The sequence below is a fragment of the Salinirubellus salinus genome (assembly GCF_025231485.1).
Taxonomy (GTDB): Archaea; Halobacteriota; Halobacteria; order Halobacteriales; family Haloarculaceae; genus Salinirubellus; species Salinirubellus salinus.
The window spans coordinates 3,870,138-3,891,681 of sequence record NZ_CP104003.1 but is presented as its reverse complement, the minus strand read 5'-3'; the positions used below and the strand labels follow the sequence as shown (position 1 = coordinate 3,891,681).

Here is a 21,544-nt window from a genome sequence, read left to right as displayed (position 1 = left end):
GCGCCGCGTCGTCAGTTCCACACCGCGAGCCGTTCGCGACCGGCTACGCCGACGCCATCGCTCGAAGCGTCTGCAGTTCGCTCTCGATGACGCTCTCGTACTGTGAACCGTACAGGCGCGCGTCGACCGTCCCCCCGTGGACGAACAGCGTCGCCGGGCCCCCCGGTACCTCGAACCGTTCCTTGAGGAGACGCGGGGAGTCGGGGCCGTAGACGGAGAAGAACGCGATGTCGTCGGGCGCCTCGTGGTAGAGTTCGTCGAGGGTCGTACGCATCTCGTCGCAGTCCCGGCAGTCGTCGAGCCAGATGTACACGACGGCCTCCGGGTGGACCCGGAGCAGGAACGGGAGCCGGTCACCGTGAACGGGCGTGAAAGCCGCAGGACTGCCGTGTGCCGCCGGCGGCTCACGACACAGCGCGTCGACGACCGGGAGCACGCGGAGCCGGTCGGCGTGCGTGAACGACTGGACGCTCTCGGCGACCGCCAGATACCCGACGAGCAACGCCTCGTCGTGGTCGCCGGCGTCGACGAGCGCGTCCACCTCGGCCGCGTCGTCGACGACCGCCGACACGTGCTCGCGCAGCGCCGAGGAGTCGAGATCCTCGACCGTCGTTCGAACGGCGTCGAGTCGGTCGGTGAACCCGTCCGTCAGTCTCAGTCGGTCGCCCTCCGTGGCCGGTTCGACGACCGCCTCGTCCAGCAGCCGGTCCAGTAGCGCCCCGGAATCGGCGGCAGCGTCTGCATCCATAGTGTTAAATGGTCACACGCGGTTTATGATTCTATCGCTCCGCCGAGTCACCGAATGCCTTCTACAGCCGAGACCGACGATTACCACGTGCCGACCATCGTCGGCAGCCTCATCGCGGGCGTCTTCATCGGCGGGCTCGGGGGCGGCGTGGCGTTCCCGACGTTGCCGACGCTCGGCGCCGTCCTCGGTATCTCACCGTTGCTCGTCGGGGTCATCCTCTCGGCCAATCGGATCACGCGGACCGTCATGAACACCCCGGCCGGCCAGATCATCGACCGGATGGGGACACGACGACCGATGGTCCTCGGGTTCGGCCTGCAGGGAGCCGCTCCGTTCGGGTACGTCCTCGGCCTCCACCCGGAGTGGGTACCGTTGCTCGGTGCCGCCGAGCTGTTCGTCGCCGCGCGGATGGTCTGGGGCTTCGGCTCCGCGTTCGTGTTCGTCGGCTCGTTCAGTACCGTCGTCCACGTGACCTCCGAGGCGAATCGAGGGCAGTGGATCGGGTACTTCCGGGGCGCCCAGAGCATCGGATTCCCGACCGGCCTCGTCGCGGGCGGACTGCTGACCGACCTCTACAGCTACGACGTGGCGTTCGCGACCGCGGGCACGCTGGGGCTCGTCGCGACGGGCGTCGCCGCCGCCGTCCTCCCGGATCTACGACCGTCGGTCGAGACGACCACGAGCCTGCGAGCGCTACCGGGTCTCATCCGTCGGGAGCCCCGTATCGCCCTCGTCGGCGTCGTGAACTTCACCGTCCGGTTCCTGTTCGCGGGCGTGTTGCTCTCGACTATCGTGCTCTACGCGACGACGTACGACATCGGCATCGGCGAGTTCTCCGCGGTCGGCGCGAGCGGCCTCATCATGGCGCTCAGCGTCCTGTTCTCCGGTGGAACGACCCTCATCTCCGGACGGCTCTCCGATGCCGTCGGGAACCGCGTGTTCATCACGCTCCCCGCGCTGGCGACGTTCGCGTTCGGGTTCGTCGCACTCGGGCTGGTACCGACGCTCCCCGTCACGCTGATCGGGGTCGCCTGTATCGGCATCGGCGTCGGCGGCACGAGCCCCCCGCTGTTGGCGTACCTCGGAGACATCAGCCCCGAGGGCGACGTGGGAAAGGTCGGCGGGGTCTACAACGTGTTCGGGGACCTCGGCTCCTCGGCCGGGCCGCTGGTCGCGCTCCCGTTCGCGGTCAGGTTCGGCTTCCGCGCCGAGTACCTCGCGTGTGCCGGGCTGGTGGCGCTCACGTTCCTGCTCGTGGTCGGCACGCTCCTCCGCGACCAGACAGCACGGGGGCGTGTCTCGAAGCGGGCGGGCGACTGACAGCGACACCGACAGAAACGGTAAGTATCCATCTTCGAGAGTCGAGGGTATGGAGTTGACCTACCACGGCTGTGCCGCGTTCGAGTGTGCGGACGACGACGGCCGGACCCTCCTGCTGGACCCCTGGATCGTCGAAAACCCGCACACGACCGCCACGGTCGACGACTTCGACGCGGTCGAGACGATATTCGTCACCCACGGTGCGCGCGACCACCTCGGCGACGCGCCCGCCATCGCACAGCGGGCGAACGCTCCCATCGTCTGTGACTGTACGACGAGCATCGTCCTCCGCGACCGGCTTCCCGACGAGTTGATCCGCCGGTACGTCTGGGGGATGGAGGCCGAGGGCGACGGCTGGTACGCGCGGGTCCTCGAATCCCACCACCCCTCGCAGTTCTTCGAGGAGCGGCTCGTCGGTGCGGCCCAAGCGTACGTCGTCGAGTTCGGCGGTGAGACCATCTACCACCTCGGGGACACGTCCATCTTCGGCGACATCGAGCTGTTCGGCGAGCTGTACGAGCCGACCGTCTGCTGTCTCCCGGTCGGGGCGGCCGGACCGGAACACTCGCCCGAACTGTTCCCCGAGGAGGCGGCACTCGTCGCCGAGTGGCTCGCCCCCTCCGTCCACACCATCGTCCCGATGCACTACGCCGAAGGGTCGACGCGGCCCGAGGAGTTCGTCGCCCACTGTCGAGAACGCGGGCTCGAAGGACAGGTCGACATCGTGGTGATGGAACCGGGGACGACGCTCGAACCCTGAGCTACAGGTCGTGGGGGTCCGTCCGCGAGATCTCCTCGATGGCCGCCCAGAGTCGTGCCCGGTACTCGGGGAAGTCCGCGGCTTCGATCGGGTTGCCGTGCGTCGGGGCGAGGACCGACACGTCGAGGTCCTCGAACAGCGCGTCGACGGCCGGGTCGATACGCGCCGGGTCGACGTAGCAGAGCCACCGGAGCGCGTCCCGGTGGTAGTCGCGGATGTCCGCGGTCGGGACGCCGCCGTCGACGGCCCCGAACGGCTCGCCGGCGTGTTCGGGTGCGTGGTAGTTGCCGAAACCGTCGGCCGTGAACAGCACGCCCGAGTCGTGGTCGAATATCCACGTCGAGTGCTGGATGTCCGCGAGCGGCGGGTCGACGAACGAGAACGTCCGCCCGCAGATGTCCATCGTACCGCCGATCTCGGCGGTCACGTCGGCGTGGCCGAGGCCGACGACCGCCGGTGATCCCGACGACGACACGAGCGTCAACTCGGGCCAGCGGTCCCGGAACTCGGGGACGTTCCCCGAGTGCGGGAGGTCGGCGTGTGAGAGGACGAGCGCGTCGACGGGCGCGTCGCCGATGGTCTCGGCGAGTTGCGCGTCGATCTGCTCGCGGTGATAGAACGAGCCCGAGTCGACGAGGATGTAGCTGTCGTCGTGTTCGACGAGGTAGACGGAGACGTGGAGGTGCTTCTCGCCGTGCGGGTAGCTCTCGGCGAGCCACGTCACGTCCTCGGTGAGCTGGACGGACATGGTCACCCGAACACGTCCAGACGGCCGCGTTCACTCACGTGCTCGACGATCGCCGTCATCCGCTCGATGAACGCCCCGGCGTCGGCCGTGATCGGGAGGCCGTGAGCCGGCGCCACGACGTCCGATGCGTAGCGGTCGGCGAGCTCCTCGACGACGCCGTTCGTCTTCTGGACGTCGGCGTACTGGTACCAGAAGAAGACGCGCCCGTGGAACGCGAGCAACTGGTCGACGGTCACCTCGTGGTCGAGTTCCTCGACGACGGTCAGACACTCACCGTCCATGTGTGGGAAGCCGAGCCAGTCGACCGGGAAGAAGGTTCCAGTCGTCGTCTCGCGCATCCAGATGTGCATGGCGTGGTCGAGGAACAGCGGCTGGAGGAACTCGACCTCGCGCCCCCCGAGGTCGATGGTGTCGCCGGGAGCCACCTGCTCGGCGTCCCCGAGATGGTACAGTTCGTGTTCGTTACCGTGGGCGGGCGCGACGAGCGTCGCCTCCGGGTGGCGCTCGAGGATGGCGAACGCGTTGCCGGCGTGGGGCGCTTCCGGGTGCGAGACGACGAGGTAGTCGAGGTCGCGGCCGTCGAGCGCGACGTCGAGTTCCTCGAGCACGTGCTCGCGGTTCGCCGGCGAGAGCGTATCGAACAGGAGCGTCCGCTCGCCCGTCACGAGGTAGGCGTTCTGGCAGGTGTGGACCTCGCGCTCGGGCTCGTACCAGTCGGGCGGGTCGGCGACGTAGTCGGTGGTCAGGCCGGGCCGTGGGATGCACCCCTGGATCCACTCGATGCCGTCGGTCAGGGTTCTAGGCATGTCGGTCGTTCGTTCTGGTCGGCCGGCGGTATTAAGCGTGCCTGTCGGTACCGAACGACACAACGGCTATTACGGCCCCCTCGAATCGTGGAGGTATGCGAGCGATAGTCTGCGACGACTTCGAGGAGTGTCGCGTCGCCGAGGTACCGACTCCGGAGCCGGCGGCCGACGAACTGCTGCTGGCCGTCAAGCGCGTCCAGTTGAGCATCACGGAGTGTCAGCTCTACCACGGGGCGGAGGTCGTCCACTACGAGTCCGTCCGCGACCGGATGGCCGCGGGGGATGGCCTGCTGTTCGGCCACGAGTTCTGTGCGGAGGTCGCCGAGGTCGGCGCGGACGTCGACGGGTTCACCGTCGGCGACCGCGTCTACGCCGCCGGAAAGCTCCCGTGTCACGCGTGTACCTACTGTGAGGCCGGCTACACGCAGTTCTGCAAGGCGAAAGCCACCATCGGTCTCCAGACTCCGGGGGCGTGTGCGGAGTACCTGACGCTCCCACCGGGACCGCTCCGTCGCGTTCCCGACGGCGTCTCGGACGCGGAGGGGGCCGCACTCCAGCCGATGGCCAGCGCCGTCCTCTGTGTTCGGGACGCCGAGATCGCCGACGGCGACGTGGTCGTCGTCACCGGCGCGGGGGTGATGGGCTACCAGTGTGGCCAGCTCGCGCTCCAGCAGGGTGCGAGCGACGTCGTCGCGGTGGACGTCAACGCGGAGAAGGCCGAGCTGGCCGAGTCACGCGGGATGATCGGTGTCGACGCCTCGACCGACGACCCCGTCGCCGTCGTCGACGACCTCACCGACGGTATCGGTGCCGACGTCGTCCTCGAGTGCGTCGGCGGCGACCAGTCGCACGCCAACGAGGGGACCGACCCGCTCGCGCAGGCGGTCCAGATGCTCCGTTCCGGTGGTCGAATCGTGCAGGTGGGGAGCATCGCCGGCGAGCTGACGGTGAGTCCGCGGCAGATGCGCTCGAAGCAGCTCCAGTGGATCAACCCCCTGCGTGGCGTCGTCTCGCTCGGCCCGAACGCGGACTCCGGCGACCTCGCCGCGAAACTCGTCGCCGACGGCCGGGTCGACATCGCCGACTGTATCACCCACGAGGTACGGGGGCTCGACGCGTTCGAGGAAGCCGTCGACATCACGACGAACAAGGCGGACTACGGTGCGTTCGGCCCGGCGCAGGTGGTCGTCAGTGAGTGACCGGGGGCGAACGACGAACACGCTTCGACGAGCGCTCGAACGGGGTGAACCCGTCCTCGGTGCCGGCGTCACGACGCTCGACCCGGCGTTCGTCGAGGTGTACGGTGCGCTCGGCCTCGACTTCGTCTGGCTCGACTTCGAGAACGCCGGTCCACACCCCGAGGACGCCACCGTCGTCGCGGGGCTCGCGCGGGCGGCCGACGCCGCGGGCATCGAACCGCTCGTGCGGCTCCCGTCCGGTGACCCCTCGCTGGTTCGGAAGGTGCTCGACACCGGCATCCAGAACCTGCTGGTCCCTCGCGTGGAGACCGCCGCGGAGGTCAGGCGCGCGGTCGAAGCCGCCCGATTCAGGTACGACGGTGGCGTCGGCGAGCGCGGCTACGCCGGCGCCCGCGCGAGCGGCTGGGGCGGCGACACCGAGGACTACGCCGCCCGGCAGGACGCGAACGTGCTCGTGGGCGTGATGATAGAGAACCTGACCGCCGTCGACGACGTCGAGGAGATACTGGCGGTCCCCGACCTCGGGTTCACGTTCCTCGGGCCGAGCGACCTCTCGGTGTCCGCGGGCCACCCGCTGGAGACCGACCACCCGGACGTGACGGCCGCCATCGAGACCGTGCGGGACGCGTCGACGGCGGCGGGCGTCCCGGTCGGCCGGACGGCATCGTCGGCCGCGGCGACGACGGCGGCACTCGACGCGGGGTTCGACCTCGTACGTCTCGGCCACGAGGTGGGCGCGACCCGTTCGCTCCTGGGCGACCGGCTCGCCGCCGTCCGGAACCACCTCGACGGCTGACCGGGGAGCAAAGCTATTTGTCGGACAGGGCGAATGGGCAGCCATGACAGTCGGCCCCCCGATAGAGGAGCTGCACTTCTCCGACGCCCCGAACGTCTCGTCCGTTCCCGGCCCGCGTTCTCGCGAGCTGATCGACCAGCAGTTCGAACTCGAGAGTCGGGTCGTCACCTACCCGCGGTCGCTCCCCGTCGCCTTCGAGGAGGGTCGCGGCGCGACGCTGCGTGACGCCGACGGCAACGTCTACATCGACTTCGTGGCGGGGGCGGGCGTCCTCAACGTCGGCTACTCGAACCCCTACGTCGTCGAGGCCGTCCAGGAGCAGACGGGCCGCATCACCCACACGCTCGACTTCCCGAGCGAGGCACGCGTGGAGTTCCTCGAGCGGCTGTCGAGCATCGCCCCCGGCGATCTCGCGGGCAACAGCCGGCTCGCGTTCGGCGGGCCGACCGGCACCGACGCCATCGAGGCGAGCATCAAACTCGCGCGGGCGAACAGCGACGGCTCCTCGCTCGTCGCCTTCCGCGGCGGGAACCACGGACAGACGGCCGGCGCCCTCTCGCTCAGCGGCGTGAACAAGTACAAGACGAAGGGTCGCGGGCCGTACGTCCCCGGCGTCGAGCACGTCCCGTACCCGTACCCGCTCCAGCAGGGTGTGAGCGCCGAGGAAGCCGTCGAGCGCTCCATCCGTGAGCTTCGGGAGCTGCTCGAGGACCCGTACAGCGGCATCCCGGACCCCATCGGCGTCTGGGTCGAGGCGATACAGGGCTCTCGCGGCGTCGTCGTCCCGCCTCGCGAGTTCCTGCCGCGGGTCAGAGCGCTCTGTGACGAGCACGACCTCATGCTCGTCGTCGACGAGATACAGACCGGGATGGGGCGGACGGGCAAGTGGTTCGCCAGCGAGTGGTCCGAGACGACGCCCGACGCCATCGCGATGGGGAAGGCGCTCGGCGGCGGCCACGCGCTCTCCGGTATCATGTTCCACGAGCAGTTCGACACGTGGGAACCGGGGACCCACAAGGGCACCTTCCGGGGGTACGTCCCCGCCATGGTCGCCGGGACCCGCGCGATCGAGTACATCGAGGCGCACGACCTGCTGGCGCACGGCCGCGAGGTGGGCGAACTGATCCGGGACCGGCTCCGTGCGGCGGGAGAGACGAGTCCCTACGTCGCGGAGGTCCGGGGCGAGGGGATGCTCACGGGCATCGAGTTCCACGACGACGACGGCGAGCCGTTCACCCAGTTCGTCGCCGACCTCCAGCGCTACTGTCTCGACCACGGCCTCGTCGTGTGGGTGTCTGGCCGCCACGGCTGTGTGATCCGGCTCCTCCCCCCGCTCGTGCTCACACACGAGCTGGCCGAGCGGGGCTGTGACGTCCTCTGTGGCGGTATCGAGGCGCTGACGAAGCGGTACGCGTAGCGACTCAGAGGTTCAGCAGGTCACGGGCGATGGTCCGGCGCTGGACCTCGTCGGTGCCGTCGTAGATGCGGGCAGCGCGTGCCGTCCGCAGTTCGCTCTCGAACGGGAGCGAGCGCATGTAGCCCGCCCCGCCGTGGATCTGGACGGCGCGGTCGGCGACGTCCCACCACAGCTCGGCCCCACGGAGTTTCGCGGCGCTGAGCAGCCACCGCGGGTCGTTGTCGCGGTCGATCTCCCACGCCGCGTAGCGGTAGAGCCAGCGGACCATCTCGATGTCCGCGCGCATGTCCGCGAGGTGCCCCTGGACGAACTGCCGTTCGCCGATGGGCTCGCCGAACGTCTTCCTGTCCTTCGCGTACTCGATGCACTGCTCGACCATCCACTGACACCGCCCCACGGCCTCGGCGGGGAGACGGATGCGCGCGGCGTTGACCCACGACATCGCGTCGATGAGCGCCTCGCCCTCCTCGCCGACCACGTGCGAGTCGGGGACGCGACAGTTCGTGAAGTGGTTGAACGACTGCTCGCCGACCTGCGTGCCCATCGGTGGCTGGATCTTGCCCACCTCCCAGCCGGGGTTGTCGGCGTCGACGATGAACGACGAGATACCGCGGGCGTCGCCGTCCTCGCCCGACGTGCGGGCGTAGACGGTGATGAAGTCCGCGTAGGGCGCGTTCGTCGTGAAGCACTTCGCCCCGTCGATGACCCACTCGTCGCCGTCCTTCTCGGCGTGGGTATCCATCCAGGTCACGTCGCTGCCGTGGTCGGGTTCGGTGAGGCCGAACGCGAGGTGCTTGTCGGCCGCCATGATGGGGTCGAAGTACTTCTCGCGCTGATAGTCGTCGTGGGCCATCGGGATGACCGCCGGGCGCACCGAGAGCGTGTCGAGGATGAGCTCGTGGAAGCCGTCGGGGTTGCGGTTGTGGAGGTGCTCGATGACCTGCGTGAACTCGAGGTTCGAGAGTCCGCCGCCGCCGTACTCCTCGGGCATGTACATCGTGTAGAAGCCCGCCTCGTGTGACCGCCGCTGGATGGTCTCGCGGACCTCGAGATACTCGTCGACGAGTCGGCCGTCGTCGTCGACGCGGTTGCGCTCGCCGAACTCGCCGAGGAACTGCTCGTACTCGTCTTCGAGGGGCTCGACCTCCTGTCTGAGGAACTCGTCGAGCTGCTTGTTGAACAGTCGAACCTGCTGCGATGGCTCGAAGTGGAGTCCGTCCTGCTTGTTGCTAGCCGCACACATGCCCGGACTTTCGAGTATCGACGCAAAAAGATACCGGTGAATCGGGTGACGGCTCGGTGCCCGACACAACGCTTTTGCCCAGTGGGTGGAACTCTCACACACTATGTTGACCGACAAGGTTTGCATCGTCGCCGGCGGTGGCAACGGTATCGGCCGTGCGACGGCGACAGCACTCGGAGCGGCGGGCGCGAGCGTCGTGGTGAACGACCTCGGCGTCTCGCTCACCGGAGAATCGGAGACGGAACAGCCCGCCCAGCAGGTCGTCGACGCCATCGAGGACGCGGGCGGCGAGGCGATGGCCCACTACGGCGACATCAGTTCGCTCGAGTACACCGAGGAACTCGTCGCCGACACCGTCGCCGAGTACGGTCGCGTCGACGGCGCGGTGAACTTCGCGGGCATCCTGCAGGACAGCATCTGCTACAAGATGACCGGCGAGCAGTTCGATTCGGTGATCAACGTCCACCTCCGTGGGCACTTCGCGCTGCTGCGGAACCTCGCGGCACACTGGCGCCAGCGAGCCCAGGAGTCCGACGACGGCCTCGCCAGCCAGCGGTCGTTCCTCGCCGTCTCCAGTACGGCGGCGACGAACGGCAACGTCGGGCAGGTGAACTACGCCGCCGCGAAGGGCGGTATCCTCGCGATGGTACGGACCGCAGCGAAGGAGCTCCACCGCACCAACGTCCGGGTGAACGCGCTGTTGCCGTCGGCGTACACCCGGATGATCGCCTCGATGCCCGACGAGGAGTTCAAGCAGAACTACCAGGAGAACAAGCCCCCGGAGAAGGTCACGCCGCTCGTGGGGTACATGATGAGCGACGAGGCGACCGACATCACCGGCTGCTCGCTGCGCGCGAGCGGCGACATGGTGGGGTTGATGAACGACCCGGCGACGGTCAGGGCCGCCGTCAACGACGACGGGTGGACCATCGAGTCGCTCGCCGAGAGCTTCCGGGAGACCGTCGGCGACGGCGAGGAACTCACGCGGGTCTGAGGATGCCGCGATACCCACTCGCCGACCTCGAGGCACAGGTCGGCACGTCGAACGTCACAGTCCGGAATCTCCGGGTCGAGGGCGGGAAGGTCGAGGAGTTCGCCCGGGCGATACACGACGACAACCCCGAGTTCCGTGCGACCGAACGCGACGAGCCCGTGGTCGCGCCGTTGACGTTCACCCGGACGTCGTACTTCCCGCAGTACCGGACCGCGACCGCGGACTGGGAGTTCGGTTTCGAACTGGGGTTCGACCGCGACCGCAGCGTCCACGGCGAACAGGCGTACGAGTTCGAGCGGCCCGTCCGCGAGGGCGACGTCCTCACCGGCGTGACGACGCTCGCCGAGGTCTACCAGCGCGAGGGCGGCGAGGGCGGCACGATGACGTTCGCCGTGTTCGAGACCGAGTTCCGCGACGCCGACGGCGACCTCGTCGTCGTCGTCCGGAACACCCGCATCGAGACCGGGCGACCCGTCGGCGGGGAGGCGGAGCCGTGAGCACGTTCCCCGTCGCGGCCGAGACCGTCGCCGTCGGTGATTCGGGGCCGGCAGTCGTCGTCGAGGCACTCTCGCGCGAGGACTTCGTTCGGTACGCGGGGGCGAGCGGCGACTTCGCGCGCATCCACTACGACGAGCCGTTCGCCGAGGCCGCCGGGTACCCGAGCGTGTTCGGACAGGGGATGTTGACCGCCGGCTTCGCGTCCACGCTGGTCACCGACTGGTTCGGTATCGAGCACGTCCGCCGGTTCAGGACGCGGTTCAGCGCGCAGGTGTGGCCCGGTGATACCGTCCGCGTGACCGGCGAGGTGACCGACGTGACACCCACGGACGACCACGTCGTCGTGGACGTGACGTTCGAAGCCACCACCGGGGACGACGTCGTCGTGCTGACCGGCAGCGCGACGGCCGACCTCCCGCACTGACGCTCAGTCGTTGGGAAACAGTTTCTCCGCTGTGTTCCAGAACAGCCCGTGGACCGCGAGCAGGTCGCCGTACTCGACGAGCTTCGCCTCGATGGTTGTTGGTTTCACCGGCGTCGAGCCGCTGTGTGAGACGACGATGTGCTGGAGGTGGGTCGGGAGGTCCGCGGCCGCGACCATGTGCACCCCGTAGTACGGGTGGGGGACCTGGTCGCCGAACATCCCGTCGGCGTACGCCGAGTACTCGTGGAGTTTGCTGACGTCGTGGAGGACGGCCCCCGCGAGAACGATGTCGCGGTCGAGGTCGACGTCCTGCAGCGACACCGCGGTGTCGGCGAGCGTCGTCGCCCAGCGCGTCACGTCACGGGTGTGGTCGACGAGCCGCACGTCACCGATGTCTTCGGCGTACTTCGGCGAGAACGGCACCGCCTCGAGCGTCTCGAAGTCGCTCGCCGCGAGGCCGTCGGCCCAGACCTGCGCCACGCGGTCGGCGAGGTCGGCGTCCGCGAGGTCCGCCAGCTCCGGAAACGCGTCGCGTACTGCGTCGTGCATGAGACAGGGGTGCCGCGAGACGAGAAATAGTTTGTGCGCCGGTCAGTCGGTCCGACGAGCGACGATGTTCCGGTACTCGTCGACCGTCGCGTCGAACTCCGGGGGGATCCAGACGGTGGAGTTGTCGAGTTCGACGACCGCCGGTCCGGAGAGTTCGTGGCCGGGACCGACCGCGTTGCCGTCGTAGAACGGGACCTCGGTGGTCGTCGTCTCGTCGAGGACGACGTCTCTGGTGCCACGCTTCGCGGCGTCGACGGGCGCGTCGACCGCGGCCGCAGCCCGGCGTTCCGGGATCGCGGTGTGCCCGACGGTCGTCACCCGGACGTTGACGATCTCGACGGGGTTCCGCTCGTCGACGAAGCCGTAGCGGTCCTCGTGGCGGCGCTCGAACCGCTCGACGATGGCATCGAGGGAGGCGTCGTCGACCCGGTCGCCGTCGAGCGCGACGTTGAGGTTGTGCGCCTGCCCGAGGTAGCGGAGGTCCATCGAGACGGCGAACGAGCGCTGGTCGGTCGGCACCTCCTCGGCGTCGAGGTCGCGCACCCCCTCCCGTCGGAGCGTGTCGACGACCGCGTTCAGCGCGTCGTGGTCCGCCTCGTCCACGGTCGTGACGACCGAGCGGACGTAGTCGTGTTTGATGTCAGAGAGGAGACAGCCCATCGCGGACGTCAATCCGGGGTTGTCGGGGAAGACGACCGTGTCGATACCGAGTTCCGTCGCGACGTCGCAGGCGTGCATGGGTCCAGCGCCGCCGTACCCGACGAGTCCGAACTCGCGTGGGTCGAACCCCTCCTCGACCGACACCGTGCGGACGGCGCCGGCCATGTTGCTGTCGATGACCGTCTTGATGCCGACGGCTGCCTCCTCGAGCGTGAGGTCGAGGGGCTCGGCGACCCGCTCGCGGATGGCGCGTTCGGCGGCCGCGGCGTCGAGGTCGAACTCGCCGCCTGCGAAGTTCTCCGGGTTCAGCAGCCCGAGCACGAGGTCCGCGTCCGTCACGGTCGGTTGCTCGCCGCCCCGGCCGTAACACACCGGCCCGGGGACGGACCCGGCGCTCTGTGGGCCGAGCTGGAGCGAGTCGACCGCGTCGATCCAGGCGATGGAGCCGCCGCCCGCCCCGACCGTCTCGATGTTGACGAAGGGGCCGTTGATGGTCATCCCGCGGAGGTCACGGTACGCCGTCTCGACGGGTTCGCCGTCGATGACGATGGCCGTGTCGCACGAGGTGCCGCCCATGTCGAACGTGATGAGGTTCGGGAGGCCGGTCTGCTCGCCGAGGTACTGGGCGGTCTTCACGCCGCCGACCGGGCCGGAGACTGTCTGCGTGACCGGCCGCTCCTTCGCGATGACCGAACGGGCACTCCCGCCGTCGGACTTCATGATGTCGAGTGCGGCCGTCAGCCCCCTCGCCTCACACTCGGCTTCCAGCCGGGAGATGTACGAGGCGACCGTCGGCTTCAGGTAGGCGTCGACGGCCGTGGTCGCCGTCCGCCGGTACTCACGTATCTCGGGAGAGACTGCCGAGGAGATGCTCACCTCGAGCGCCGGCGCCAGTTCGGCGATGCGGTCGGCGACCTGTCGTTCGTGCTCGCCGTTCTTGTGCGCGTGGAGGAAGCAGACCGCGACAGCCTCCACGTCGTCGGGGAGCTGGGCGACCACGTCGTCGACCTCCGAGAGCGACAGCGGCGTCTCCACCTCGCCGTCGACGCCCATCCGCTCGGTCACCTCGTAGCGACGTCGGCGGGGGACGAGCGGTGGTTCGTAGGAGCCACAGGGGTCGTACAGCAGTGAGCTCCGCCGGAACCCGCGACCGATCTCGAGGACGTCACGGAAGCCACGAGTGGTGACGAGTGCGGTCTCCGCACCTTCGCCCTCGATGAGCGCGTTGACGGCGACGGTGCTCCCGTGGGTGAACCGGTCGATGTCGGCCGGCGAGACGTCGGCGTCGGCGCAGGCGCGCTCGATACCGGTCATGATGCCGGTTATCAGGTCGTCGGTGGTCGGGGTCTTGACGGTGTGGACCACACCGTCGACCAGCAGCACGGTGTCGGTGAAAGTCCCACCGGTGTCGACGCTCACTCGGTGCATTGGTACTCGGATTGGGGGATGTGTTCATAAGCTATCCGGTGGGGTACGTCCCGCGTTGGCTCACTCGACATCGCGGAGCTCCTCCGTCGCATCCCAGTCGACGCCGAGTGGCTCGCCACTGACGGCGACGCCGTACGTCTCCCGAGCAGTTTCGGCGGTGATGTACCCGTCGAGCACGTCGTCGAGTACGCGTTCGGGAGGCCGCTCGTGCGGGTCACCGTACCCACCACCACCAGCCGGTTGCAGTTCGAACGCCGAGCCCGCGTCGAGCGTCGTCGAGCACTTCGACGGGAGTTCGTGGCGCTCGCCGTCGGGCGTGACGTGGACGTGCCGTGCGCGCGCCCCCTCGCCACCACCGGCGACCCCGTAGGGACCGGTCTTCGCACGGTCACTGGTGACGATGAGTTCCACGTCGTCGGCGAACCGGGTGGTCAAGCGGGTGGCGTTGCCGCCGCGGAACCGGCCGCCGCCTCCGGTGTCGGTGACGATGGAGAACTCGTCGATGGTGACGTAGTCGTACCGTTCCTCGAACCGTTCGACGGGTTCGATACCGGTGTTGCCGACGCCCGAGCGGATGCCGTTGATGCCATCGCGGGTCGAGCACGCACCGGCGCCGCCCATCCCACGCGTCCGGTTCGCGACCTTCGTCTCCAGCGAGCGGTAGGTGAGCCCGTTCGTGCTCCCTTCGCCGGCGCCGAACACGAGGTCGGCGTCGATGGTACCGATGGCCCGGACCACGGTGTCGAAGACACGGTTGGCGGTCTCGTGGTTGCCCGCGACGACCGGCGCGGGGTGCTCCGGGTTCACGAGCGAGCGGCGCGGCGCGTCGATGTCGACCGGCCGGAACTCCCCGGACGTGCGGAGGACACCGGGGTTCAGCGTGCACTTGATGCCGTAGTGGGTCGCCGCGCGCGTCACCGACGGCGGGGCGTTGATGCCGCCGTTCACCTGCCCGTCGGTTCCCGCGAAGTCGACCTCGATGTCCGAGCCGCGGACGCGGACCGTCGCGTGGATGCGCAGCAGTTCGTCCTCGATGCCGTCACCGTCGAGGAAGTCCTCGGCCTCGTAGTCGCCGTCGGGCAGCGCCTGGATGCACGACCGCATCCGTCGTTCGTCGTTGTCGAGGAGCCGGTCGATGGTCGCAACGACCGTCTCGGCACCGTACTTCTCGGCGACCTCCTGGAGTCGGCGGCGACCCTGTCTGACGCCCGCGAGCTGGGCGTTGAAGTCACCGACCCGCTCGTGGCTGTCACGAACGTTCGCGAAGATGACCCGGTAGAGCGCGTCGTTACGCTCGCCGGCTTCGTACAGTTTCGCGGGCGGGACCCGGAGTCCCTCCTTCAGTATCTCGCCGGTGTCGATGGCGTAGCTGGTCGGTGAGGAGCCGCCGACGTCGAGCCAGTGGCCACGGACGGCAGAGAAGCCGAGCAGCGTGTCGTCGTGGAACACCGGCTCCGCGACGACGAAGTCGGGGAGGTGGTTGTTCCCGGAGTACGGGTCGTTCTGGACGAGGATGTCACCCGGTTCCAGCGCGTCGTACCCACCCGTCTGCTCGACGATCTGCCCGACCGACGTGACCATCGTCGCCACGTGGATCGGGATGGCCCGCTGTGACTGGCCGGCCACCTCGGCCCGGGGGCTCAGCAGGGCCGCCGACAGGTCGCCGGCCTCCTGCCACATCGACGAGTACGCCGAGTTCATCACCCGCGCCTGCATCTCCTCACTGATGTTCACCAGTTGGTTGCGGATCACCTCGACCGTCGTCGGGGTGAGGTCCACCGCTCTTGAACTCATGTAGTCCTCTACCAGTAGCAACGGAACGAGAGACATAAACATATCCGTGCATCGGGGGTGTCGTCCGGACCGGTCTGGTCGGCGTCGGCAGTTTTATTCGACCCCCCTGCACGTCCACACCGTGGGTAGACCCGAGCCGCGGCGTCCGACCGAGCCCTCGCCCCGAGAGCCGGAACGGCTGTTCACGGGCTATCGAGGGCGTCTCTCGGTCACGCTCGCCGTCGGCTGGCTGGCCCTCCAGCTCGGACGCCAGACGATCCCGCCGCTGCTCCCGCGTATCACCGAGGACCTCGCGGTCTCGCCGTTCGCCGTCGGCACTGCCCTGACGCTCATGTGGGCGACGTACGCGCTCGTCCACTACCCCAGCGGTCGGTTCGCCGACGCGCTGTCTCGCAAGACGGTCATCGTCGCCGCGCTCGCGGTGTCGGTGGCCGGGTTCACCGTCCTCGCGTTCGCCACCTCGTTCCAGTTGCTCACCGCGGGACTGATGCTCACTGGGGTCGGGACGGGACTCTACTTCGTCTCCGCTCGGGCACTCCTGTCGGACACGTTCACGCGGCGGCGGTCACAGGCGTTCGGCCTGCACTCGGGCGCCGGCAACGTGGGGTCGACGCTGGCCGCCGGCACCACGCTCGTCGTGGTCGCGGTCACCGTCTGGCAGGTCGCGTTCCTCCCCGTGGTCCTGCTGTTGCTCGTCGTGGTCGTGAGCGTCCACCTGGTGCTCCGCGAGCCGTACGTCGTCTCGGGGGTCGGTCTCGAGCTCCGGAGCACGGGCGCACGGCTACGCTCGAACCGGGCCGCCGTCGAGGTGGCGCTCGTGTTCGGCCTCTTCTCGTTCGTCGTCCAGGGGATGCTCAACTTCCTCCCGTCGTTCCTCCAGTTCGAGCGGGCGTTCTCGGAGGGACTCGCGAGCGGCGGGTTCGCGGCGATGTTCGTCGTCGCCATCGTGGTGATGCCGTTGGCCGGTCGGTTCGGCGACCGAATCGCACGCGTCCCGGTCGCGGCTGCGGCGCTCGGCGTCGCCGTCGTCGGCTTCGTCGCAATCCTCGTCGCGCCGAGTGTCCCGCTCGTCCTGGGGAGCATCCTCCTCTTCTCGGTCGGCATCTGGGCGTTCCCGCCCGTCATGCAGGTACACCTGATGGGACAGTTCCCGGAAGCGAGCATGGGCGGCGACTTCGGCGCGCTCCGGATGCTCTACATCGCGTTCGGGAGCCTCGGTCCGATGTACGTCGGGTTCATCGCCGAGGTGGCCGGGTACACGACGGCGTTCGCCGGCCTCGTCGTCGTCCTCGCCGTCGCCGCCGTCCTCACCGCACGACTCGCACTGGGCTGAGTGGTCGCCCGCGGCGTCAGAGCACCTCGACGCGGTAGCCCATCGCCTCGACGTCCGCGACGAAGGCGTCGACGTCGGTCTCGATGGCCTCGAACGTGTCGTAGTGCACCGGGAGGACGAGGTCGGGGTCGACGCTCTCCGTGAACGCCGCGGCCTCGTGGCGGTCCATCGTGTAGTGGCCACCGATGGGTGGGATGAACACGTCGGCCCGAACGTCACCGAGCTCGTCGAGGAAGTCGGTGTCACTCGGGTAGTAGACGGTCGTCCCGTCGACGGTGAGGACGACACCCATCACCTCGCCCTGCTGGTGGAAGGGCGTGCCGTCGTCGTCGACGTGGTCGCCCGCAGGGTCGTTGTGTGCCGGGACGGCGGCCACCTCGAAGCCGTCGACGGTCACCGTCTCGCCGATGGCGAGCGGGGTCGTCTCCAGCCCGAGGTCGGCGGTGTCGATGGCCTCGAACGTGACGACGGTCGTCTCCTCGTCCGCGAGCGCCGTGATGGCCTCCGGGTCGTAGTGGTCGTAGTCGTCGTGCGTCGAGACGACGAGGGTCGCGACCGGCTCGTCGCCCGTCAGGTACTCCGCCCACGGGTCGATGTAGACGTGTGCACCGGCGGCCGTCTCGATGTGCATGCTCGCGTGGCCGAGCAGGTCGATGACGAGGTCGTTGTAGCGGACTGCCATGGTCCTGCCTCGGCGAGCGAGCGTATAAATCCGGGCGGTGGGCTCGCCCCCCAGAGCGCGTGGTCGATAGGAGTCGGGACTACCCCCATCCTCGAGGAGACACTTATGATGGAGTATGTGCAGTAGCGAGTATGAGTTCTGGACGAGTGAAGAGTGCCGGAACCCTGTTCGCCGTCGTCGAGGGACTGGTTGCGCTCGACGGGGCCGGGGTGTCGGAGCTGGCGGAACACCTGGGCATCGCCAAGAGTACGGCCCACAGACACCTGACGACCCTCGAACAGAGCGGCTATCTCGTCAGGGAGGGGAACGCCTACAACATCGGGTTGAAGTTCCTCCAGCTGGGCGAGTACTCGCGGCACACCCGCCCCGGCTACAACCTGACGAAGCGAATCGTGGACGAGATCGCTCAGGAGACGGAAGAGCGGTCGGTGTTCATGGTCGAAGAGCACGGCGAGGCGGTGTACCTCTACCGCGGCATCGGCCCCCGCGCGGTCACCACCGACTCGACGGTCGGGACTCGTCGACCGATCCACACCATCGCCGGGGGGAAGGCGATACTCTCACAGCTCCCCGAAGAACGTGTCGAGGCCATCATCGAGAAGTGGGGACTAGAGGCGCTGACCAAGTCGACGATCACGTCCCGCGAGGTGCTGTACGAGGAACTCGACGCCATCCGCGAACAGGGCGTCGCGTACAATCGTGCGGAGGCCATCGAGGGGCTCAACGCCGTCGCCGTCCCGGTCACGAACGGGTCGAGCGTCGTGGGAGCACTCAGCGTCTCCGGGCCAGCCAACCGGCTGCAGGGCGAGTGGTTCGAAGACGAGATCCCGGACCTCCTCTTGGGGTTCGTGAACGAACTCGAACTCAACCTCGCCCACGGCACCCGGTTCAACTGAAGGCGTCCGTCACGGCCGTGACCGACTCGGCCGCCGCGATGTCTCGGGTCGCCGCTGCCAGCCGGTCCAGCGCCTCGTCGTCGAGCTGACGGCCGGCCAGCGACCGGAACTTTTCGTCTAACTCCGCCGCGGTCAGCATGTTCGACGGGTCGCCCTTGCACGTCTCGAGTCGTGCGGTCAGCTCCGTCCCGTCCGTCCTGGTGACGGTCACGCGCGCGCCCCACTGGTCGGGGAACGCGGCCTCGAGTTCGGGGGCGTGTTCGACGGACACCCGCTCGGCCAGCGAGAGCACGCGGTCGTCCGTGAGGTACGGTTCGCGATACTGCTCGAAGAACGCCCGCCCCTCGGTGAGTGCGACAGCGACGCTGTAGGGGAGACTGAACTGTGCGTCTGTGGGTGTCCGGGGGGCGAGCTTCGCCTCCCACGGCTCGGCGACGAGCCCGAACGCCGCGTCGACGACACCGACCGTGATCGATTCGACGTCTGCCGGGGCGAGCCCGTGTTCGTCGCGGAGCGAGAGCACGGCGTCGATGGGCGTCTGGTTGTACCGGCAACAGGCGTGGGGTTTGACGCCCGTCCGGGCGATCTCGAACGTGTAGCCGTCGTCGAACTCGTCGAACAGGGGGTCGAGCGAGGCGCGGTCGGAGTAGCCGTCGAGGAAGCCGTTCTCGCCCTCCAGGATCGTCCGCGGGCCGGTGTAGCCACGGGCTGCCAGTGCCGCCGCGGTCACGCCCGAGCGGGCGGCGACACCGGGCTGGATGCGTTTCGAGAGCGTGCCGTCGGCGAGGTACTCCAGATTCCCCGCCGCGAAGCTCCCCGCGATGCCGACGGCGTTCACCGCCGCCTCGAGGTCGAGACCCTGCAGCCGAGCCGCCGTCAACGCGGCGCCGAAGACGCCACACACCGCCGTCGGGTGGAACCCGCGGTCGTACAGTGCCGCGGGGTCGGCCGCCCGCCCGATTCGAATCGCGAGTTCGTAACCGGCGACGACGGCGCTCACGAACTCTCGGCCGGTCGCACCCTCGGTCTCGGCGACGGCGAGTGCCGTCGGGAAGACCACCGCGCCCGGGTGAGCCGACGAGCCGCTGTGGGTGTCGTCCAGCTCGATACCGTGTGCGACCGTCCCGTTCGCGAACGCCGCCACCGCCGGCGGGCCGCCCTCGGGGACGCCGACGATGCTCGCCGGACCACCGCCGTACGAGCGAGCGTAGTCACGAACGATACGGCTCGACTCGACGCTGTCGGCGCTCCCGAGGACGACGCCGACGAGGTCGGTGAACAGCGAGACGGCGTGGGCACGCTCCCGCTGGGGAACGTCTCCCCAGTCGACGGTGTAGCACGCCTCCACGAGCCGTTCGGTCGGCGTCGTGTCGCTGGTAGGTCCGTCCGTAGCCATACCGTCCCGTACCGTGACGGAGGTATGAACATTTGGGTCGGAGAGGCGTCGACCGTTCGGGACGGTCGTTCCGCCACGCGGAACCACGGTTCGAGCACCAGTGCGGACGTGTGGCTGCGCTGGATGGCCGACGAGAACCGAGAGCAGGCGGCCGACGAGTGCCCCGGAAGACGGCGCGTGGCCGGGTAGTGGGACTGGCGGTGGGGCGCCAGAAACGGAATCCGAGAGCCCGACGGCCACCGACGGAACGACGTTCCGCTCCCTCGAACGACTCGTGGTACGTCGAGACACACTATCGTGCGTGGCGCGCTGGGACCCCCGGTCGGCCGGCCAGTCCCCAGCCGCTCAGAACACCGAGAGGTCCCAACCGACGAACGGGTCCTCGAGGTCCACGTCCAGCGCGTCGAGGGTGAATCCGAGGAACACGTAGAAACCGAGGAGTGTGCTCAGTGCCACGAGGGCCGCGTCGTCGTAGTGCTCCGCCATCCGCTGATGGAGGTCGTCGTCGACGTCGCGGCGGACGAATCGGGTCGCGTACTCCAGCAGGAGCGCCTCCTCGGGGTCGAACACGTCGAACGTGCCCGCCGATATCGCCCGGAGTTCCTCGACGGTCAGCCCCTCGTCGAGGGCGACCGGGACGTGGTGTTGCCACTCGTACTCGCTCCGCATCTCGCTGGCGCCAGCCATCAGTGCCAGTTCCCGCTCGCGGGGGTCGAAGTCGAACGTCTCCCACATGAGCGACAGGTGCTCGCGGTGCGACCGGAGGAACTCCGGGTGGTGGCCGAACAGCCGGTAGATGTTCCGCGAGCCACCGGCGACGTTCGTCTCCTGGACGTTCTCGTACGCGGCGACGTCCGGCAGCGAGATCTCGAGGTGGGTGTCGAACTGCTCGCGGTACTCCTCGGGGACCGACTCCCGGTCGACGTAGCTGACACGTGCCATGGCCGCGGTAGGACGCTCCGTCGCGTAGTTCTGTCGGTGTCGGCTCCCGGCTGGCGCACAGATTCAAGTAGTGGTGGCCGAAAGGGACGACGAGAATCAGATGGCACGACGAATCGGTCCCGAGATATACCAGATACAGCAGTGTATCGACAAGCCCGTCATGGACGCGGAGTTCCGCGACCGCGACGAACCGCCGACGTGGTACGACCCCGACCGCTCGATACACGTCTGCAACAACGCCTATCTCGTGAAGGGCGAGCGGACGCTGCTGTACGACACCGTCTCGCCGGGCGCCCGTGACCTCCTCCTGTCGGAACTGGAGGAGTTGGTCGGTGAGGACGGCCTCGACTACGTCGTCCCCTCGCACCCCGAGGCACCGCACGCGGGGAACACGAACGCCATCCTCCGAGCGTACCCGGACGCGGAACTCCTCTCCTCGGCGTACGGCCGGGGCGAGGAACTCTACTACCTCGACCGGGGCCGCAAGGTCGAGGTCGGGGACACCGTCGACCTCGGCGGCTACGTCGTCGAGTTCGTCGAGGCGGCGTTCCCGGACACGGCGTTCCACATCTGGATGAAAGAACGCGAGTCCGGCGCGCTGTTCACCGCCGACTGGATGGGGTCGCTCCACGTCGAGGGCGAGTGTCTACGGTTCAACGACGAACTCGACGTCCCCGTGACCGCCGAACGCATCATCGAGATGCAGGCCCGCGCGCTCCGGTGGCTGCAGTACTGCGACCCGGAGGCGGTGTACCGGGCCATCGACGCACTCATCGAGGACCACGACCCACAGATACTCGCGCCCGCACACGGTGTCGTCATCCGAGAGGACGCCGTCGAACACCTGGAGCTGAGCAAGACCGTCGTCGAGATGATCACGACCGGCGGCCGGCTCGCGGAGTTGAAGTGAC

Annotated in this window: 21 protein-coding genes; 11 read left to right on the top strand and 10 right to left on the bottom strand. The window is 68.5% G+C overall.

The annotated features are described in order from the left end of the window. Positions 1 to 43 precede the first annotated feature (43 nt). A complete protein-coding gene (locus N0B31_RS20260) occupies positions 44 to 748 on the bottom strand; it encodes a thioredoxin family protein (RefSeq protein ID WP_260593460.1) in 705 nt (234 codons plus the stop codon). A 54-nt stretch (positions 749 to 802) separates the two neighbouring features. Between N0B31_RS20260 and N0B31_RS20255 the strand changes: the two genes are divergently transcribed. Further along, on the top strand, positions 803 to 2,068 hold the full coding sequence (locus tag N0B31_RS20255) for an MFS transporter (protein ID WP_260593459.1): 1,266 nt from the start codon (positions 803 to 805) through the stop codon (positions 2,066 to 2,068). 49 nt (positions 2,069 to 2,117) lie between these two features. Next, on the top strand, positions 2,118 to 2,828 hold the full coding sequence (locus N0B31_RS20250; protein ID WP_260593458.1) for an MBL fold metallo-hydrolase: 711 nt from the start codon (positions 2,118 to 2,120) through the stop codon (positions 2,826 to 2,828). Between the two features lies 1 nt (position 2,829). On the opposite strand, the gene N0B31_RS20245 is transcribed toward N0B31_RS20250, so the two are convergent. Together N0B31_RS20245 and N0B31_RS20240 are read right to left on the bottom strand one after the other, a co-directional pair. Then, the gene (locus N0B31_RS20245; RefSeq protein ID WP_260593457.1) at positions 2,830 to 3,576 is read right to left on the bottom strand and encodes an MBL fold metallo-hydrolase; all 747 of its coding nucleotides are present in this window, start codon (positions 3,574 to 3,576) and stop codon (positions 2,830 to 2,832) included. Positions 3,577 to 3,578: 2 nt separating this feature from the next. Then, a complete protein-coding gene (locus tag N0B31_RS20240; RefSeq protein WP_260593456.1) occupies positions 3,579 to 4,382 on the bottom strand; it encodes an MBL fold metallo-hydrolase in 804 nt (267 codons plus the stop codon). 95 nt (positions 4,383 to 4,477) lie between these two features. Here N0B31_RS20240 and N0B31_RS20235 point away from each other — a divergent pair, with 95 nt between their 5' ends. The 3 genes from N0B31_RS20235 to N0B31_RS20225 are packed head-to-tail and all read left to right on the top strand — an operon-like array spanning position 4,478 to position 7,794. After that, the gene (locus tag N0B31_RS20235; RefSeq protein WP_260593455.1) at positions 4,478 to 5,581 is read left to right on the top strand and encodes a zinc-dependent alcohol dehydrogenase; all 1,104 of its coding nucleotides are present in this window, start codon (positions 4,478 to 4,480) and stop codon (positions 5,579 to 5,581) included. After that, a complete protein-coding gene (locus N0B31_RS20230) occupies positions 5,574 to 6,377 on the top strand; it encodes an HpcH/HpaI aldolase family protein (RefSeq protein ID WP_260593454.1) in 804 nt (267 codons plus the stop codon). Before N0B31_RS20235 ends, N0B31_RS20230 begins: the two co-directional genes overlap by 8 nt. 43 nt (positions 6,378 to 6,420) lie before the next feature. Beyond that, positions 6,421 to 7,794, top strand: a complete 1,374-nt coding sequence (locus tag N0B31_RS20225; protein ID WP_260593453.1) for an aspartate aminotransferase family protein — start codon at positions 6,421 to 6,423, stop codon at positions 7,792 to 7,794. Positions 7,795 to 7,798: 4 nt separating this feature from the next. On the opposite strand, the gene N0B31_RS20220 is transcribed toward N0B31_RS20225, so the two are convergent. Continuing rightward, positions 7,799 to 9,037, bottom strand: coding sequence for an acyl-CoA dehydrogenase family protein (locus N0B31_RS20220; RefSeq protein WP_260593452.1), 1,239 nt, complete (start codon positions 9,035 to 9,037; stop codon positions 7,799 to 7,801). A gap of 103 nt (positions 9,038 to 9,140) precedes the next feature. Here N0B31_RS20220 and N0B31_RS20215 point away from each other — a divergent pair, with 103 nt between their 5' ends. Genes N0B31_RS20215 through N0B31_RS20205 form a run of 3 tightly spaced genes read left to right on the top strand, consistent with a single transcriptional unit; the run spans position 9,141 to position 10,953 of the window. After that, positions 9,141 to 10,031 carry an SDR family oxidoreductase gene (locus tag N0B31_RS20215; protein WP_260593451.1) on the top strand — a complete coding sequence of 297 codons (891 nt, stop codon included), beginning with the start codon at positions 9,141 to 9,143 and terminating at the stop codon, positions 10,029 to 10,031. 2 nt (positions 10,032 to 10,033) lie between these two features. Continuing rightward, entirely contained in the window at positions 10,034 to 10,528 is a 495-nt protein-coding gene (locus N0B31_RS20210; protein ID WP_260593450.1) for an FAS1-like dehydratase domain-containing protein, read from the top strand. Next, positions 10,525 to 10,953, top strand: coding sequence for a MaoC family dehydratase (locus tag N0B31_RS20205; protein ID WP_260593449.1), 429 nt, complete (start codon positions 10,525 to 10,527; stop codon positions 10,951 to 10,953). Before N0B31_RS20210 ends, N0B31_RS20205 begins: the two co-directional genes overlap by 4 nt. Positions 10,954 to 10,956: 3 nt before the next feature. On the opposite strand, the gene N0B31_RS20200 is transcribed toward N0B31_RS20205, so the two are convergent. The 3 genes from N0B31_RS20200 to N0B31_RS20190 are packed head-to-tail and all read right to left on the bottom strand — an operon-like array spanning position 10,957 to position 15,420. Then, positions 10,957 to 11,502, bottom strand: a complete 546-nt coding sequence (locus N0B31_RS20200) for an HD domain-containing protein (protein WP_260593448.1) — start codon at positions 11,500 to 11,502, stop codon at positions 10,957 to 10,959. Positions 11,503 to 11,544: 42 nt separating this feature from the next. Continuing rightward, positions 11,545 to 13,590, bottom strand: a complete 2,046-nt coding sequence (locus N0B31_RS20195) for a hydantoinase/oxoprolinase family protein (protein ID WP_260593447.1) — start codon at positions 13,588 to 13,590, stop codon at positions 11,545 to 11,547. A 60-nt stretch (positions 13,591 to 13,650) separates the two neighbouring features. Continuing rightward, entirely contained in the window at positions 13,651 to 15,420 is a 1,770-nt protein-coding gene (locus tag N0B31_RS20190; RefSeq protein WP_260593446.1) for a hydantoinase B/oxoprolinase family protein, read from the bottom strand. A gap of 85 nt (positions 15,421 to 15,505) precedes the next feature. Here N0B31_RS20190 and N0B31_RS20185 point away from each other — a divergent pair, with 85 nt between their 5' ends. Continuing rightward, on the top strand, positions 15,506 to 16,717 hold the full coding sequence (locus N0B31_RS20185) for an MFS transporter (RefSeq protein ID WP_260593445.1): 1,212 nt from the start codon (positions 15,506 to 15,508) through the stop codon (positions 16,715 to 16,717). A 16-nt stretch (positions 16,718 to 16,733) separates the two neighbouring features. Here the strand turns inward: N0B31_RS20185 and N0B31_RS20180 are convergent, their stop codons facing one another. Continuing rightward, positions 16,734 to 17,399 (bottom strand): MBL fold metallo-hydrolase, encoded by a 666-nt coding sequence (locus N0B31_RS20180; protein ID WP_260593444.1) that lies wholly within the window; start codon positions 17,397 to 17,399, stop codon positions 16,734 to 16,736. Positions 17,400 to 17,530: 131 nt separating this feature from the next. Between N0B31_RS20180 and N0B31_RS20175 the strand changes: the two genes are divergently transcribed. After that, complete coding sequence (locus tag N0B31_RS20175) at positions 17,531 to 18,295, top strand: IclR family transcriptional regulator (RefSeq protein ID WP_260593443.1); 765 nt, start codon at positions 17,531 to 17,533, stop codon at positions 18,293 to 18,295. Here N0B31_RS20175 and N0B31_RS20170 read toward each other — a convergent pair. Continuing rightward, entirely contained in the window at positions 18,288 to 19,691 is a 1,404-nt protein-coding gene (locus N0B31_RS20170; RefSeq protein ID WP_260593442.1) for an MmgE/PrpD family protein, read from the bottom strand. The two genes, N0B31_RS20175 and N0B31_RS20170, sit on opposite strands and share 8 nt — an antisense overlap. 345 nt (positions 19,692 to 20,036) lie before the next feature. Further along, positions 20,037 to 20,633 carry a carboxymuconolactone decarboxylase family protein gene (locus N0B31_RS20165; RefSeq protein WP_260593441.1) on the bottom strand — a complete coding sequence of 199 codons (597 nt, stop codon included), beginning with the start codon at positions 20,631 to 20,633 and terminating at the stop codon, positions 20,037 to 20,039. A 100-nt stretch (positions 20,634 to 20,733) separates the two neighbouring features. On the opposite strand from N0B31_RS20165, the gene N0B31_RS20160 reads away from it, so the two are divergent. Beyond that, the gene (locus N0B31_RS20160) at positions 20,734 to 21,543 is read left to right on the top strand and encodes an MBL fold metallo-hydrolase (RefSeq protein WP_260593440.1); all 810 of its coding nucleotides are present in this window, start codon (positions 20,734 to 20,736) and stop codon (positions 21,541 to 21,543) included. Position 21,544 lies beyond the last annotated feature (1 nt).